The following is a 15967-nucleotide window of genomic DNA, read 5'->3' on the forward strand; positions in this document are numbered from 1 at the left end:
TCAGTCCTGCTCCTTCTCGTCTTCGTCGTTGCGACCGGCACTGCGGCGTTTGTCTTCTTCCACCGTGCTCGACACCAGAGTGGAGATGCGCATGCCTTCCACCAGGCTCTGGTCATAGGAGAAGCGCAGCTCGGGGGTCACCCGCAGGCGCATGGCCTTGGCCACCAGGCTGCGAATATAACCGCTGGCTTCTTTCAGTACTTCCATGCCCTGCTCTACCCGCTCGGCATCGTTGTCGAGAAAGGTCACAAACACTTTTGCATAGTTGAGATCACGGGACACTTCCACACCGGATACGGTGACCATGCCCAGACGGTCGTCTTTGATTTCCCGCTGCAGGATAACGGCAATTTCTTTTTGCAGTTCCTGACCTACCCGGCGGGTTCGGCTGAATTCTCTGGCCATACTTTACTTCCAAGACAAAGGGGGCCTGCCGGCCCCCGTTGATTACTGTGTTCAGACGTGGTTCACCGCCACCTTACAGGGTGCGCTGTACTTCCACAATCTGATAAACCTCGATCTGGTCGCCTACTCGTACGTCATTGTAGTTCTTCACGCCGATGCCGCATTCCATGCCGTTACGCACTTCCTGAACGTCATCCTTGAAGCGACGCAGAGACTCCAGCTCGCCTTCGTAAATCACCACGTTGTCACGCAGCACGCGGATCGGGTTGCTGCGCTTGACGTTACCTTCGGTCACCATACAGCCGGCGATAGCACCCAGTTTGGGTGAGCGGAACACGTCCCGCACTTCCGCCAGACCGATGATTTCCTGCTTGAACTCAGGAGCCAGCATGCCGGTCATGGCCTGCTTCACTTCATCCAGCAGCTCATAGATAACGCTGTAGTAGCGCAGGTCAATCTCTTCCGCTTCAATCATGCGGCGGGCAGAGGCATCGGCACGCACGTTAAAGCCCAGAATGATGGCGTTGGACGCCGCAGCCAGGCTGGCGTCGGTTTCGGTGATGCCACCCACGCCGGAGCCAACTATCTTCACCTTCACTTCGTCGGTGGACAGTTTCATCAGCGAATCGGCAATAGCTTCGATAGAACCCTGTACGTCTGCTTTCAGTACCAGGTTCACCTCGGCCACTTCGCCTTCGTTCATGTTGGCGAACATGTTCTCCAGCTTGGCTTTTTGCTGACGGGCCAGCTTGACTTCGCGGAACTTGCCCTGGCGGTACAGTGCCACTTCACGGGCTTTCTTCTCGTCCCGCACAACAGTGGCTTCATCACCGGCAGTGGGCACGCCGGACAGACCCAGAATTTCCACCGGAATGGACGGACCGGCGGATTTTACTTCGCGGCCCAGCTCATCCTTCATGGCACGTACCCGGCCATATTCCAGGCCACACAGTACGATGTCACCCTGATGCAGAGTACCGTCTTGTACCAGCACGGTAGCAACCGGTCCACGCCCCTTGTCTAGACGGGATTCAATCACTACGCCAGAGGCCATGGCGTCATATACTGCAGTCAGTTCCAGAACTTCGGCCTGCAGCAGAATGGCTTCGAGCAGCTCGTCAATGCCGGTACCAGCCTTGGCAGAAATATGAACAAACATGTTCTCGCCGCCCCACTCTTCCGACATAACGCCGTGCTGGGACAGTTCGCTCTTGACTCGATCCGGATCGGCTTCCGGCTTGTCCATCTTGTTTACCGCCACAATCAGCGGCACTTCAGCGGCCTTGGCGTGCTGAATGGCTTCAATGGTTTGCGGCATCACACCGTCATCGGCCGCCACCACCAGCACTACGATATCGGTGGCCTTGGCACCGCGGGCCCGCATGGAGGTAAAGGCCGCGTGTCCCGGGGTATCCAGGAAGGTGATCATGCCGTTCTCGGTTTCTACATGGTAGGCACCGATATGCTGAGTAATACCACCGGCCTCACCAGACGCTACCTTGGTACGACGAATGTAGTCGAGAGTAGAGGTTTTGCCGTGGTCAACGTGGCCCATAATGGTCACCACAGGAGCACGGGTTTTACGCTCGGCGTCAGTATCACGATCAGACAGTACCCGCTCTTCCAGCTCGTTTTCACGACGCAGCACCACCTTGTGACCCATTTCTTCGGCCACCAGCTGAGCAGTTTCCTGATCGATCACCTGGTTGATGGTCACCATGGCACCCATCTTCATCATGGTTTTGATGACTTCGGCACCTTTTACTGCCATGCGGTTAGCCAGCTCGGCGACAGTGATGGTTTCACCAATTTCCACTTCACGGGTTACCGGCTGAGCCGGTTTCTGGAAGCCGTGCTTCATGGACTTGGGCGTCATTACCTTGGCGCGTTTGCCTTTGCGCTGACGCTCATTGCGGCTTTCGCGGTTTTCCCTGTCTTCCTTGGTCTTGCCACCCTTGCGTTTCTTGCCACCGGTGCGACGGGCTTTCTGCTCTTCGCTCTTGTCGGCCTCATCTTCAGCCGCACGGGCGTGCTGATTGGTGGTGACATGATAGTCGGCGTCTTCCGGCTTTTTGGCCGCTTCTTCCGCCCAGCGTTTTTCATTTTCTTCTGCTAGCTTGCGCACTTCTTCTGCCTTTTGCTGGGCTTCCAGCTCGGCTTTGCGCAGTGCTTCCTGTTCGCGCTGCTGCTTGAGTTTTTCTTCTTCGCGCTTGGCCATGTCGTCCGCCTTTTTCTGCTCTTTGCTTTTCGGGGTTGCCCCCTGCTCGGTGTTTTTCTGAGCCTGCAGCTGAGCCTGACGAGCTTTTTCTTCAGCTTCACGTTTGGCCTTTTCTTCGGCTGCACGCTTGGCTTGTTCGGCTGCTTCTCGTTTGGCCGCTTCCTCGGCCTCACGACGCGCCTGAGCCTCGGCTTCCTGGCGCGCCTTTTCTTCCTCTTCACGACGCTGTTCTTCGAGCGCGTCACGTCTTACATAGGTGCGCTTCTTGCGCACTTCTACCTGCACTGCCTTGTTCTTGCCACCGGCACCCTGAACACTGAGGGTACTGATGGTTTTACGCTGCAGGGTCATCCGTTTGGGTTCTTTATCGTCATTGCCACCGTGCTGCTTTTTAAGATGAGCAAGCAGAGCGGCTTTTTCAGTTTCAGAAACGGAATCGTTACCGGATTTCTCCATGCCCGCCTCACGAAACTGCTGGATCAGACGATCAACCGGCGTGTCGATGTCACTGGCAAGTTGCGTTAATGATACTTCTGCCATTCATTTACCTCCGATGATCTTATTCCTGGTTCTGTTCTCCGAACCAGCAGATATTACGGGCAGCCATGATGAGTTCGCCCGCCTGGGCTTCGTCCAGACCTTCAATGCCTTCAAGGTCATCAATGCCCTGCTCTGCCAGCTCTTCCAGATCCGCAACACCGCGGCCAGCCAGCTGATAAGCCAGTTCGCGGGTCATTCCAGGCAGCCCCAGCAGATCGTCTGCCGGCTCTACCCCTTCAAAAGATTCTTCCTGGGCCAGTGCTTTGGTGGTCAGTGCATCTTTGGCTCGAGTACGCAGCTCTTCAACCGTGTCTTCATCCAGCCCTTCTACGCTCAGCAGCTCACTGACCGGCACATAGGCAATCTCCTCCAGAGTGGAGAAACCTTCACCCACCAGCAGAGCAGCGAAGTCGTCGTCAATGTCCAGGTTGTTCACGAACAAATTCATGGTCTTGTCGTTTTCAGCCTGGTGCTTTTGCGCCAGATCTTCATCGGTCATCACGTTCAGCTCCCAGCCGGTGAGCTGAGACGCCAGACGCACGTTCTGACCATTACGACCAATTGCCTGAGCCAGGTTGCCCGCTTCCACGGCGATGTCCATGGAGTGGGCATCTTCGTCCACGATAATGGACGCCACATCCGCCGGAGCCATGGCATTGATCACGAACTGGGCCGGGTTGTCATCCCACAGCACTATGTCTACGCGCTCACCGCCAAGCTCGCCGGATACTGCCTGCACCCGGGCACCACGCATGCCCACACAAGCACCGATGGGATCGATACGGCGATCGTTGGTTTTAACCGCTATCTTGGCACGGCTGCCCGGATCCCGGGCGGCGGCCATGATTTCAATGATTTCTTCGCCAATTTCCGGCACTTCAATGCGGAACAGCTCTTTCAGAAAGTCCGGGCTGGAACGGCTGACAAACAGCTGGGCACCACGGGCTTCGGGGCGAACCGCATAGAGCAGACCACGCACCCGGTCACCGGAGCGGAACGACTCACGAGGCAGCAAATCTTCACGGAAGATCACTGCCTCGGCGTTGTTGCCCAGGTCCAGAATCACGTTATCGCGGGTGGCCTTTTTTACCACGCCGGTAATGATTTCGCCTTCCTGATCCTGGAACTGCTCCACCACCTGCATGCGTTCGGCTTCACGTACTTTCTGCACGATAACCTGTTTGGCGGTCTGAGTAGTAATGCGGTCAAAGACGACAGATTCAATCTGATCTTCAACATAATCACCCACTTCAATTTCCGGCTCATCAATCTGAGCCGCTTCCAGGGTGATTTCCCGGTAAGGGTTAGTCAGGGCTTCCTGATTTTCTACTACCTGCCAGCGGCGGAAAGTGTCGAAGTCACCGCTTTTACGATCAATGGCAACCCGAACGTCGATGTCGCCGTCATATTTTTTCTTGGTGGCCGTAGCCAGCGCGGTTTCCAGCGCCTCAAAGATTTTTTCGCGAGGCACCGCCTTTTCGTTGGAAACGGCGTCTACAACCAGCAATATTTCTTTATTCATGTCCGATGGCCTCGTCAGTCAAAATTCGGAACCAGATTTGCTTTTTGAATGTTGGCGTAGGCCACAGGAAACTCCTGGCCATTCACCTCGAGCCGGACCATGGTGTCGTCAGCAGACACCACTGTGCCCTTGAGTTTACGGCGATTATTCACTGCCATACGCAATGCCAGTTCGGCTTCCTGACCGATAATGGCCTGATAGTGGGCCGGCTTGAACAAGGGTCGTGCGAGCCCCGGGGATGAGACTTCCAGATCATACTCGGTGGAAATGGGATCTTCCACATCCAGCACGGCGCTTACCTGCCGGCTGACTTCGGCACAATCATTGACATCGATGCCCTTCTCGCTGTCGATGTACAGCCGCAGCGTCGAATGCCGGCCGGCGCGAATATACTCGAGCCCCAGCAGCTCAAAGCCCAGGGCCGCAACCGGCTCACTGAGCATTTCGGTTAATCGTTGTTCCAATGTAGCCAAAGCTACCCCCCTTCAAAAACAAAAAAAGGGCTCGCAGCCCAGTTTAAAGTGCATTGATCCTGCCAATGCCGGAATACAGATAACAAAAAGCCCCGATTTTCAAATCGGGGCTATTCACCTGTACCCTGATTGTCGCCTCGCAGCGACCATTCATCGTGAGCAGACGACGAACGTGAAATTGGTTGCGGGGGCCGGATTTGAACCGACGACCTTCGGGTTATGAGCCCGACGAGCTACCAGGCTGCTCCACCCCGCGTCCGAAATCGTGCGAGATTATAGTCAAATTGAGCTAACTTCTCAACTGTCTATAAATTGGTGCCGAGAGCGGGACTTGAACCCGCACGCCCATACGGGCACTACCCCCTCAAGATAGCGTGTCTACCAATTCCACCACCTCGGCTAAAACTTTATTGCGGAACGTCGCTGCTGTTACCAGTAACAGGTACGTCGTTCTGAGCAGGAGCTTCTATAACTTCGGGAGCCGACAGGTCTTCCCACTCACTGCTTTGCTTGGTTGCGTTGGTAGACAAGTTACCAAGCACCAGGCTGACCACAAAGAACCCAGCTGCCAGAAGTGTGGTCGTTTTGGTCAGGAAGTTACCTGAACCGCTGGATCCGAATACTGTATTGGATGCACCTGCTCCGAAAGAGGCGCCCATGTCTGCACCTTTTCCTTGCTGTATCAGCACCAGACCTATCAAGGTCAATGAAATCAGCAGGTACACCACCAAAAGAATCTCGTACATGTTGCTACCTTTGGTTGGCGCTTGCGTCCCGGACCACTCTGCCCTTGGGAGCGGGGCTAATACTAGCCATACCCTCATCCGGATACAAGCGCAATTTCAAAAAAAACTGCCGACTGCATAAAAAGCCGGCAAAGCGATGATTCAACAACCGTTTTCTTAGCTTTAAGCCGTAAGCTGTCAGCTGTCAGCCGCCCGGTGTTGTGTGTGAGTACATACTGGCAACTGATATTCATGCCCCGTATGCAGGTTTAACCAACAACGCCGGACAGCTGATCGCTTATAGCTGACAGCTTAAAGCTCCGGCGCAGCCGGGATGGCGTTGGCGATATGCTCCGCCAGACGGCGCACCTGCGACTCGTCAGCCCCTTCTGCCATCACCCGAATGAGCGGCTCAGTGCCCGACTTTCTCAGCAGCACCCGGCCATTGCCGGCCAGCTCGGCTTCCGCGGCGGCCACCCGCTGTTTTACGTCTGCATCGGCCAGCGGATCGGTGCCGGCAGCATAGCGCACATTGATCAGTACCTGCGGGAACAGCGTCAGACCATTGCGCAGTTGCGCCAGGTTACCGCCACTGTTCAGCAGCGCCCGCATGACCTGCAGCGCCGCGACAATGCCGTCGCCGGTGCTGTTGTGATCCAGGCTGATAATATGGCCGGAGTTTTCGCCACCCAGTTTCCAGCCATGCTCCTTGAGCAACTCCATTACATAGCGATCCCCGACTTTTGCCCGTTCAAAGGGAATATTCAGATCGGCCAGGGCCAGCTCCAGCGCCATATTGGTCATCAGGGTGCCAACCACTCCGCCCTGCAGCTTGCCCCGCTGCTGTGCATCCCGGGCGATAATGTAAAGAATTTCATCACCGTCGAGCAGGGCACCGGTATGATCCACCATGGCCAGACGATCGCCGTCGCCGTCAAAGGCAATACCCAAATCCGCGTTATGCGCCAGCACCGCTGCCTGCAACGCTGCCGGTGCAGTGGAGCCGACACCGTCATTAATGTTGAGGCCATTGGGGTTGCCACCGGTACGAATCACCTTTGCCCCCAGCTCTTCAAATACCGCCGGTGCTATGTGATAGGTAGCACCGTGGGCACAGTCCAGCACTATGGTCAGGCCGTCCAGATGCAGACCGGACGGAAAAGTACTTTTACAAAATTCGATATACCGGCCGGCAGCATCATTGATGCGGCTGGCTTTTCCCAGCTGATCCGACGGCACACAGTCCATGGGCTGATCGAGCATGGCTTCAATGGCAAGCTCTACTTCGTCGGGCAGCTTGGTGCCATCGTGAGAGAAGAACTTGATGCCGTTGTCATAATAAGGATTGTGTGAAGCACTGATCACAATGCCCGCCTCGGCTCTGAAAGTTCGGGTGAGGTAGGCAATGGCCGGAGTCGGCATGGGGCCAAGCAGCGCTGCCTGCAGACCGGCAGCAGACAAGCCTGCTTCCAGCGCTGACTCCAGCATATAACCGGAAATACGGGTATCCTTGCCAATCAGTACCTTTTTGGTACCCGTCTGCGACAGCACCTTACCGGCAGCCCAGCCCAGCTTCATCACGAATTCAGGCGTAATGGGGTATTCACCTACCCGGCCACGAATGCCGTCAGTACCAAAGTATTTTCTGCTCATAAAAACTGTTCCTGATAATGTGCTGCCTTACGCCATACGCGCAGGGCGTCTGCCATTTCCTTAACGTCGTGTACCCGCACAATCTGAACTCCCTGTGCCACCGCAAACAGGTGGGCCGACAGGGTACCGGCCAGACGCTCGTTGACTTCCCGGTTCAGCAGCTGGCCCAGCATGGATTTGCGGGACATGCCTGCCAGCAGCGGCAGACCCAGCCGGTGCAGCTCACCTACCCGCCCCAGCAATTCATAGTTATGCTCCAGAGACTTGCCAAAGCCATAGCCGGGATCCAGGCAAATGCGTTCCCGGGAAATGCCGGCGGCTTCGCAAGCGGCCACCTGTGCCGCCAGAAACTCCGCCACCTCGGCAATCACATTGGCATAATCCGGTGCCTGTTGCATGGTACGAGGCTGGCCCTGCATATGCATCAGGCAAACCGCCGCACCACTGGCAGCGGCGGTTTCCAGTGCGCCCGGTTCACGCAGGGCGCGAATGTCGTTGATCAAGTCAGCGCCAGCGTTTACCGCCTCGCCCATCACTGCCGCCTTACTGGTGTCCACGGATATCCAGCAATCCAGCTCGGCCCGCAGCCGTTCAATCACAGGTACCACCCGCTCCAGCTCTTCCTGTGCAGCCACCTCATCGGCCCCGGGGCGGGTTGACTCTCCGCCTACGTCAATGATGGTGGCACCATCGGTCACCATCTGCAGGGCGTGACGCAACGCGGCATCCTCACCATGGTAACGGCCACCATCAGAAAAAGAATCGGGTGTAATATTTAGCACCCCCATAATCTGTGGGGTAGAAAGATCCAGCGTACGAGTAGAAGAAGATAACAACATAAAGCAGAGTGTCCTGAAAATAAAAAGCCCCGGTAACCATGACCGGGGCTTAATTTATCATAAAAGTTTAATTGCTGGTGGCATCACCGGGCTTGTTCAGGTCGGGAGACGACACTTTCTGCTCATCATCCTCTTCCTTTTTGTCGCCGGTCCCGGCGGCAGGCCCCTGAGGCTTGTTGCCATGCTCGTCTTTCCAGTCGGCAGGCGGACGTACATCCCGACGCGCCATCAGATCATCGATCTGGTGAGCGTCAATGGTCTCGTACTTCATCAGCGCATCTTTCATGGCATGCAGAATATCGATGTTGTCATGAAGAATTTGCTTGGCGCGCTGGAAATTACGCTCAATCACTTCTTTCACTTCCGCATCAATCAGCTTGGCGGTTTCATCAGACATGTGCTTGCTCTTGGCGGCACTGCGTCCGAGGAACACCTCACCCTCTTCTTCTGCATACAGCAAAGGACCCATTTTCTCGGACAGACCCCACTGAGTTACCATCTTGTGGGCAATTTCAGTGGCCCGCTCGATATCGTTGGATGCCCCTGTGGTCACCTTGTCAAAGCCGTAGATAATTTCTTCGGCCAGACGACCGCCATACAGACTGGAAATCATCGACTCCAGATGCTGCTTGCTGTAGCTGAATCTGTCCTGCTCGGGCAAATACATGGTCACACCCAGAGCCCGGCCACGGGGAATAATGGACACCTTGTACACGGGATCGTGCTCGGGCACCACGCGGCCCACTATGGCATGGCCGGCTTCATGATAAGCCGTCATTTCCTTCTCGGACTCGGACATCACCATGGAGCGGCGCTCGGCACCCATCATGATCTTGTCTTTGGCTTTTTCAAACTCTTCCATGGACACCAGACGGCGACCACCACGGGCAGCGAACAGGGCAGCCTCGTTCACCAGGTTGGCCAGATCTGCACCACTGAAGCCGGGTGTACCACGGGCAATCAGTGACGGCTCTACGTCATCACCCAGGGGCACGCGACGCATATGCACCTTAAGGATTTGCTCACGGCCACGCACATCGGGCAGGCCTACCACTACCTGGCGGTCGAAACGGCCCGGACGCAGCAGTGCCGGGTCAAGCACGTCGGGACGGTTGGTAGCGGCAATGACAATCACGCCTTCGTTACCTTCAAAGCCGTCCATTTCAACCAGCATCTGGTTCAGGGTCTGCTCACGCTCATCGTGACCACCACCCAGACCGGCACCACGCTGACGGCCTACCGCATCGATTTCATCGATAAAAATGATGCAGGGGGCCGACTTTTTGGCCTGTTCAAACATGTCGCGCACGCGTGATGCACCTACACCCACGAACATCTCAACAAAGTCAGAACCGGAAATGGTAAAGAACGGCACCTTAGCTTCACCGGCAATGGCCTTGGCCAGCAGGGTTTTACCGGTACCGGGCGGGCCCACCAGCAGAATACCGGTAGGAATGCGACCACCCAGCTTCTGAAAGCGACTGGGATCACGCAGATAATCCACCAGCTCTTTTACGTCTTCCTTGGCTTCATCACAGCCGGCCACATCGGCGAAGGTGGTTTTCACCTGATCTTCACCCATCAGCCGCGCCTTGCTCTTGCCAAAGGTCATGGCACCCTTACCGCCACCACCTTGCATCTGGCGCATAAAGAATACCCAGACGCCGATCAGCAGCAACATGGGGAACCAGGAAATAAAGATGGACGTCAGCAGGCTTGGTTCTTCCGGCTTCTCACCCACTACCCGCACATTATTGTTAAGCAGATCGTTGAGCAGCTGAGGATCTTCAGAAGGCATTATGGTGGTAAAACGATCACCACTTCGCTTAACGCCGTTGATGGTCTGACCATCCATCCGCACTTCGCGGATCTGGCCCTGAGCCACTTCCTGTACAAAAGTGGAATAATCCGTCTGGCGGCCGGACGGTTCACCTGGGCTGAAGCTCTGAAATACGGACATCAACACCACGGCAATGACCAACCACAGGATCAAATTTTTCGCCATGTCACTCAAATTACTAACCTCACCGGCTGACAGTTTATGACAGAAACAGGGTACTACAGTTTAAAACCTGTAGCCACAATGTAGACTTCTCGGGATCTGGGCCGCGAAGAGTCGGGTTTTCTTACCTTGACCGTAGCAAAAGACCGGCGTACCTCGCTGAGAAATTCATCAAATCCGGCCCCCTGGAATACTTTCACCACAAAGCTGCCTCTGGACGCCAGCACCTCACGGCACATATCCAGTGCCAGCTCCACCAGATACATGGCTCTTGGCTGGTCTACTTCCGGCGTGCCGCTCATGTTCGGTGCCATGTCCGACAGCAATACGTCGACCTTATCGTCCCCTACCCGTTCAAGCAAGGCATTGAGAACCGCTTCTTCACGAAAATCACCCTGCAGAAAGTCAACACCGGCAATGGGATCCATGGGCAGAATATCGCAGGCAATGACTTTGCCGCTCTGACCGACCTGTTCGGTGGCATACTGGCTCCAGCCGCCCGGAGCAGCCCCCAGATCCACCACCGTCATGCCAGCACGCAGCAGTTTGTCCCGCCCCTGTAACTCTTCCAGCTTGAATACGGCACGCGAGCGCAGGCCCTTCTTTTGTGCCTGTTGTACATATTTATCGTCAAAGTGCTCTTTCAGCCAGCGGGTTGAGCTGGCCGAACGTTTCTTTTTGCCCATTAATTTGTCGCTCTGCTATTACCATTAGTGTCTAGATGGGGGTACAATAACCCCCTTTCAACCTGATTAACTGAAGCATTTTGCAATGACCCTGAACAATAAGCAAAAACAATACCTGAAAGGACTGGCTCACAGCCTGAAGCCGGTGGTGTTGCTTGGCCAGCATGGCCTGACCGAAGGTGTTCTGGCCGAGATTGACCTGGCCCTGAACCATCACGAACTGATCAAGGTAAAGGTTGCCGCCGAAGACAGGGAAGTCAAACAGCTGATCATGGACGCCATTGTACGCGAAACCGGTGCCATCAAGGTACAGAGCATTGGCCATATGCTGACCATCTATCGTCAGAGTGAGCAGCGTAAAATTATTTTGCCCCGGGGCTAACCTGCTCCATGGCGAGGCCTTGTCAGGCTTCGCCTGCTGTTACTGCTGTTTTTACCTTTCTTTCTTCGCGCCATTGCACCTACGCTTTAACAGTGTATTCCAGGTGCCATTATCATGTCTGACAAATATCTCGATGACGACGAGCTTGCCATGCTGGCAGGGCTGTTCCGCGACTCGGCTGATCGTACAGATGTACCTTTAATGATAGCGATGGATGCCAGCCTGCGTGCTCTGCTGGAAAAAGCCTCGGCACTGGAGCTGCGCATGGAACTGAATAATCAGGTGCTGCACTTTCCGGTGCAGCTGCCCGCCCAGTTAAACGAAGCGCAACTGACAGCACCGCTTATCACCTCTGACGGTCTTCATCCCCGCGCCTGGCGGCTTCCTGCACCGGAAGGCCTGAGCCTGGTCTATCGGAACGGTAAAAGAGTGGCGGCCGATATTCAGGACTTATCGGTCAATGGCATGAGGCTTTTGTCACGCCGCTGTTTATTTGCTCATCGAACAACACGCAACGTACTGATGAAGCTGAACACGGAGCTGACCATTCCACTGAGTATGACGCTGGTGCGCCAGCACAGAGGGAATCAGTTCTGGCTGACCAGTGTGACGTTTGAACTGGCAGTGGCAGAGCGACTGGTATTGTCGGAGTTCGTCTTCAGAGGGTTTATCAGAGAGCTGAACAAAACAACAAAGCAGCCTGACGAGGCTGCTTCGTAATTACTTACAGATACTCGATCTTGATAATCTCGTATTCCACTTCACCAGCAGGGGTCTTGATCACTGCCACATCGTCTTCTTCCTTGCCGATCAAACCACGGGCAATTGGTGAATTGACGGAAATCAGATTGGCTTTGATATCAGATTCGTCGTCTCCCACGATGCGATAGGTAATTTCCTGCTCGTCATTCACCCGGAACAGCGTCACGGTAGAACCAAAGATGACCTTGCCGTTTTTGGGCATGCGGGTTACATCAATAATCTGGGCATTGGACAGCTTGGCTTCAATTTCCTGAATGCGACCTTCACAAAATCCCTGCTGCTCACGGGCGGCGTGATATTCAGCATTCTCTTTCAGATCGCCATGCTCTCTGGCCTCGGCAATCGCTTCAATAATTTGCGGGCGACGCACGGACTTGAGGTGATCCAGCTCTTCACGCAGTTTTTGCGCACCACGAATGGTCATCGGTGTTTGTGTCATAATGGAAACCCGGTTCCTTTCGAACTACTGAAATAACAAGAGCCCTGCCGGAACAGGGCTCAGATCGCTTATTGTTTGGCGGCTGCAACACGGCTGCAAGCCGGTGGTCAGTTATCCACCCTAATACAGCAGGCTTAACGGGTCAAATCGTCAAAGAAACGCTTTACCCCGTCAAAAAAGCCTTCAGACTTGGGTCTGTGCTTTTTGGCGGCAGAGCCACCACAGGATTCTTCCAGCTGACGCAGCAGCTCTTTTTGCTCGTCGGTCAGGTTTACCGGCGTTTCGATATAGACCTTGCACACCAGATCGCCAAGCTGACCGTTACGCGCTGAGCGTACGCCCTTGCCCTTGAGCCGGAACATGCGTCCGGTCTGGGTTTCAGCCGGAATCTTCAGTTTAACCCGGCCATCCAGGGTCGGCACTTCCACCTCGCCCCCCAGCGCAGCCGCGCTATAGCTGATGGGTACCTCGCAGAACAGGTTGTTGCCGTCCCGCACAAAGATATCGTGATCCCGCACATGCATCTGCACATACAGATCACCCGCCGGCGCGCCGGCTTCACCCGCTTCGCCTTCACCGGACAGACGAATGCGATCACCGGTGTCGACACCGGCCGGAATTTTCACCGACAGGGTTTTGGTTTTCTGATAGCGGCCTTCACCATGGCACTTGTTGCAGGGGTCGCTGATCACCTTGCCCTTGCCCCGGCAGTGCGGACAAGGCTGCTGCACGGTAAAGAAACCCTGGCGCATCTGTACCTGGCCATGGCCATGACAGGTGGGACAGGTTTTGGCCTGTGTGCCGGGCTTGGCACCGCTGCCGTCACAGACATCACAGCCCACCAGAGTGGGCACCTTGATCTCTTTGGTCACGCCCCTGACCGCTTCTTCCAGGGTCAGCTCCATGTTGTAGCGCAGATCCGACCCGCGGGCAGCGCGCTGCTGCCGGCCACGGCCACCGCCAAAGATGTCGCCGAATACGTCACCGAAAATATCACTGAAATCGGCACCGCCACCAAAGCCACCCTGACCACCGTGCTGACCATTAACCGCATCATGGCCAAACTGGTCGTAGGCGGCCCGCTTCTGGGCGTCAGTCAGCACTTCATAGGCTTCCGTGGCTTCCTTGAATTTATCGGCCGCGTCGGCATCATCCTTGTTGCGATCAGGATGATATTTCATCGCCATTCGCTTGTAGGCTTTCTTGATTTCGCGCTCGTCGGCTCCCTTGGAAACCCCGAGCACTTCATAATAATCTCGTTTCGACATAGCTTGCGTGTTTACCTGCTGATTAACACAAAGGCGGGCGTTGGTATCCCAACGCCCGCACTGTCAGCGTCTGTGCGCCGGGGTTGCCTTATTTTTTGTCGTCTTTGACTTCTTCGAACTCGGCATCCACAACATCATCATCGGCTTTCTTGTTACCGGCATCCTGAGTGCCCGCATCCTGAGCCTGAGACTGCGCCTGGGCCTGAGCGGCCTCCATCAGCTTCTGGGACGCTTCCAGCAGCGCCTGTTGCTTGGCTTCAATCTCGGCCTTGTCTTCACCACGAACGGCAGTTTCCAGGTCGCTCAGAGCAGACTCAATAGCGCTCTTGTCGTCGGCGGCCAGAGCATCACCGGCTTCTTCCAGCTGCTTGCGGGTAGCATGAGCCAGACCGTCAGCCTGGTTGCGTGCTGTCACCAGCTCTTCGAACTTCTTGTCGTCGGCGGCGTTGGCTTCAGCGGCACGCACCATGGCTTCGATCTCTTCCTCGCTCAGACCGGAAGAGGCCTGAATGGTGATCTTCTGCTCCTTGCCGGTGTCCTTGTCTTTGGCGGACACGTGCAGAATACCGTCGGCGTCAATGTCAAAGGTGACCTCGATTTGCGGCAGACCACGGGGCGCAGGACGAATGCCTTCCAGATTAAACTGACCCAGCGACTTGTTGTCGGCGGCCCGCTTGCGCTCACCCTGAATGACGTGAATGGTCACGGCAGACTGGTTGTCGTCAGCGGTAGAGAACACCTGAGACTTTTTGGTCGGAATCGTGGTGTTCTTCTCAATCAGTGCCGTCATCACACCGCCCATGGTCTCGATACCCAGAGACAGCGGAGTTACGTCGAGCAGCAGCACGTCTTTCTTGTCACCGGACAATACGGCACCCTGAATGGCAGCACCCACAGCCACGGCTTCATCGGGGTTCACGTCTTTACGCGGCTCTTTGCCGAAGAAGTCGCTCACGGCCTTTTGCACCAACGGCATACGAGTCTGACCGCCCACCAGGATCACGTCATCAATGTCGGACACAGACAGACCCGCATCCTGCAGCGCGGTACGAACCGGATCCAGAGACTTCTTGACCATGTCTTCTACCAGCGACTCCAGCTTGGCACGGGTCACCTTGATGTTCAGGTGCTTGGGACCGGAAGCGTCTGCCGTGATGTAAGGCAGGTTTACTTCAGTCTGCTGCGCGGAAGACAGCTCGCACTTGGCTTTTTCGGCGGCTTCTTTCAGCCGCTGCAGCGCCAGCATGTCGTTACGCAGATCAAAGCCCTGCTCACGTTTGAACTCGTCCACCAGGTAGTTGATCAGACGGTTATCAAAGTCTTCACCACCCAGGTGTGTGTCACCGTTGGTAGCCAGTACTTCAAAGGTCTTTTCACCGTCCATGTCATCGATTTCGATGATGGAGATATCAAAGGTACCACCGCCCAGGTCGTACACCGCGACTTTGCGGTCACCCTTGGACTTGTTCACACCGTAAGCAAAAGCAGCAGCGGTCGGCTCGTTAATGATGCGCTTCACATCCAGACCGGCAATGCGGCCGGCGTCTTTGGTGGCCTGACGCTGGGCATCGTTGAAGTAAGCCGGCACGGTAATCACCGCTTCGGTCACCGGCTCGCCGAGGTAATCTTCGGCGGTTTTCTTCATTTTTTTCAGCACTTCGGCAGACACCTGAGGCGGTGCCATTTTCTTGTCTTTGGCTTCTACCCAGGCGTCACCGTTGTCGGCGTTCACGATGTTAAAGGGCATGATCTTGATGTCACGCTGCACTTCTTCATCTTCAAAACGACGGCCAATCAGACGCTTGATGGCAAACAGAGTGTTTTTGGGGTTGGTCACCGCCTGGCGCTTGGCCGGCTGACCTACCAGGGTTTCGCCATCATCGGTATAAGCAATGATGGAGGGAGTGGTGCGGGCACCCTCGGCGTTTTCAATGACCCGTGGAGTATCCCCATCCAGGATCGCAACGCAGGAGTTGGTGGTACCCAGATCGATGCCGATGATTTTACCCATAGAATCCTCTCTTGATATTACAAATTCGGTAACAAACGTTTT

Annotated in this window: 14 protein-coding genes and 2 tRNA genes; 2 read left to right on the forward strand and 14 right to left on the reverse strand. The window is 55.5% G+C overall.

Annotated elements, in window-relative coordinates:
- The 11 genes from rbfA to rlmE all read right to left on the reverse strand — a co-directional run bounded on the left by rbfA (position 1) and on the right by rlmE (position 11063).
- On the reverse strand, positions 1-405 hold the full coding sequence (gene rbfA / locus N2M06_RS10510) for a 30S ribosome-binding factor RbfA (RefSeq protein ID WP_317075305.1): 405 nt from the start codon (positions 403-405) through the stop codon (positions 1-3).
- 73 nt (positions 406-478) lie between these two features.
- The gene (gene infB, locus N2M06_RS10515) at positions 479-3163 is read right to left on the reverse strand and encodes a translation initiation factor IF-2 (protein WP_317075304.1); all 2685 of its coding nucleotides are present in this window, start codon (positions 3161-3163) and stop codon (positions 479-481) included.
- A gap of 19 nt (positions 3164-3182) precedes the next feature.
- On the reverse strand, positions 3183-4685 hold the full coding sequence (gene nusA / locus N2M06_RS10520) for a transcription termination factor NusA (protein ID WP_019935552.1): 1503 nt from the start codon (positions 4683-4685) through the stop codon (positions 3183-3185).
- Between the two features lie 14 nt (positions 4686-4699).
- Positions 4700-5158 (reverse strand): ribosome maturation factor RimP, encoded by a 459-nt coding sequence (gene rimP, locus N2M06_RS10525; RefSeq protein ID WP_083928721.1) that lies wholly within the window; start codon positions 5156-5158, stop codon positions 4700-4702.
- A gap of 179 nt (positions 5159-5337) precedes the next feature.
- Positions 5338-5414 (reverse strand) — tRNA-Met (locus tag N2M06_RS10530).
- 57 nt (positions 5415-5471) lie between these two features.
- A tRNA-Leu gene (locus N2M06_RS10535) sits at positions 5472-5558 on the reverse strand.
- A 7-nt stretch (positions 5559-5565) separates the two neighbouring features.
- On the reverse strand, positions 5566-5904 hold the full coding sequence (secG, locus tag N2M06_RS10540) for a preprotein translocase subunit SecG (protein ID WP_317075303.1): 339 nt from the start codon (positions 5902-5904) through the stop codon (positions 5566-5568).
- Positions 5905-6195: 291 nt separating this feature from the next.
- Positions 6196-7536: a phosphoglucosamine mutase gene (glmM, locus tag N2M06_RS10545; RefSeq protein ID WP_346350738.1), complete on the reverse strand. Its 1341-nt coding sequence runs from the start codon at positions 7534-7536 to the stop codon at positions 6196-6198.
- On the reverse strand, positions 7533-8375 hold the full coding sequence (folP, locus tag N2M06_RS10550) for a dihydropteroate synthase (RefSeq protein ID WP_317075301.1): 843 nt from the start codon (positions 8373-8375) through the stop codon (positions 7533-7535). Before folP ends, glmM begins: the two co-directional genes overlap by 4 nt.
- 67 nt (positions 8376-8442) lie before the next feature.
- The gene (gene ftsH / locus N2M06_RS10555; protein ID WP_026344899.1) at positions 8443-10389 is read right to left on the reverse strand and encodes an ATP-dependent zinc metalloprotease FtsH; all 1947 of its coding nucleotides are present in this window, start codon (positions 10387-10389) and stop codon (positions 8443-8445) included.
- A gap of 44 nt (positions 10390-10433) precedes the next feature.
- The gene (gene rlmE, locus N2M06_RS10560) at positions 10434-11063 is read right to left on the reverse strand and encodes a 23S rRNA (uridine(2552)-2'-O)-methyltransferase RlmE (protein ID WP_019935546.1); all 630 of its coding nucleotides are present in this window, start codon (positions 11061-11063) and stop codon (positions 10434-10436) included.
- A gap of 85 nt (positions 11064-11148) precedes the next feature.
- On the opposite strand from rlmE, the gene yhbY reads away from it, so the two are divergent.
- Together yhbY and N2M06_RS10570 are read left to right on the forward strand one after the other, a co-directional pair.
- On the forward strand, positions 11149-11445 hold the full coding sequence (yhbY, locus tag N2M06_RS10565) for a ribosome assembly RNA-binding protein YhbY (RefSeq protein ID WP_019935545.1): 297 nt from the start codon (positions 11149-11151) through the stop codon (positions 11443-11445).
- Positions 11446-11559: 114 nt separating this feature from the next.
- Complete coding sequence (locus N2M06_RS10570; RefSeq protein WP_346350739.1) at positions 11560-12165, forward strand: hypothetical protein; 606 nt, start codon at positions 11560-11562, stop codon at positions 12163-12165.
- 4 nt (positions 12166-12169) lie between these two features.
- On the opposite strand, the gene greA is transcribed toward N2M06_RS10570, so the two are convergent.
- From greA to dnaK, 3 genes are all read right to left on the reverse strand, one after another.
- Positions 12170-12646 carry a transcription elongation factor GreA gene (greA, locus tag N2M06_RS10575; RefSeq protein ID WP_026344898.1) on the reverse strand — a complete coding sequence of 159 codons (477 nt, stop codon included), beginning with the start codon at positions 12644-12646 and terminating at the stop codon, positions 12170-12172.
- Positions 12647-12780: 134 nt separating this feature from the next.
- Positions 12781-13914: a molecular chaperone DnaJ gene (gene dnaJ / locus N2M06_RS10580; protein ID WP_346350740.1), complete on the reverse strand. Its 1134-nt coding sequence runs from the start codon at positions 13912-13914 to the stop codon at positions 12781-12783.
- 88 nt (positions 13915-14002) lie between these two features.
- A complete protein-coding gene (gene dnaK / locus N2M06_RS10585; protein ID WP_019935541.1) occupies positions 14003-15925 on the reverse strand; it encodes a molecular chaperone DnaK in 1923 nt (640 codons plus the stop codon).
- Between the last annotated feature and the right edge of the window lie 42 nt (positions 15926-15967).

Origin of the sequence: Oceanimonas sp. AH20CE76 (assembly GCF_039654065.1) — a bacterium.
In the GTDB taxonomy this organism is placed as follows: domain Bacteria; phylum Pseudomonadota; class Gammaproteobacteria; order Enterobacterales; family Aeromonadaceae; genus Oceanimonas; species Oceanimonas smirnovii.

Bases quoted from the DNA above. Each gene is read 5' to 3' on its own strand.
- rbfA (WP_317075305.1), bottom strand. From the start codon at position 405: ATGGCCAGAGAATTCAGCCGAACCCGCCGGGTAGGTCAGGAACTGCAA.
- infB (WP_317075304.1), bottom strand. From the start codon at position 3,163: ATGGCAGAAGTATCATTAACGCAACTTGCCAGTGACATCGACACGCCG.
- nusA (WP_019935552.1), bottom strand. From the start codon at position 4,685: ATGAATAAAGAAATATTGCTGGTTGTAGACGCCGTTTCCAACGAAAAG.
- secG (WP_317075303.1), bottom strand. From the start codon at position 5,904: ATGTACGAGATTCTTTTGGTGGTGTACCTGCTGATTTCATTGACCTTG.
- glmM (WP_346350738.1), bottom strand. From the start codon at position 7,536: ATGAGCAGAAAATACTTTGGTACTGACGGCATTCGTGGCCGGGTAGGT.
- folP (WP_317075301.1), bottom strand. From the start codon at position 8,375: ATGTTGTTATCTTCTTCTACTCGTACGCTGGATCTTTCTACCCCACAG.
- rlmE (WP_019935546.1), bottom strand. From the start codon at position 11,063: ATGGGCAAAAAGAAACGTTCGGCCAGCTCAACCCGCTGGCTGAAAGAG.
- yhbY (WP_019935545.1), top strand. From the start codon at position 11,149: ATGACCCTGAACAATAAGCAAAAACAATACCTGAAAGGACTGGCTCAC.
- N2M06_RS10570 (WP_346350739.1), top strand. From the start codon at position 11,560: ATGTCTGACAAATATCTCGATGACGACGAGCTTGCCATGCTGGCAGGG.
- greA (WP_026344898.1), bottom strand. From the start codon at position 12,646: ATGACACAAACACCGATGACCATTCGTGGTGCGCAAAAACTGCGTGAA.
- dnaJ (WP_346350740.1), bottom strand. From the start codon at position 13,914: ATGTCGAAACGAGATTATTATGAAGTGCTCGGGGTTTCCAAGGGAGCC.
- dnaK (WP_019935541.1), bottom strand. From the start codon at position 15,925: ATGGGTAAAATCATCGGCATCGATCTGGGTACCACCAACTCCTGCGTT.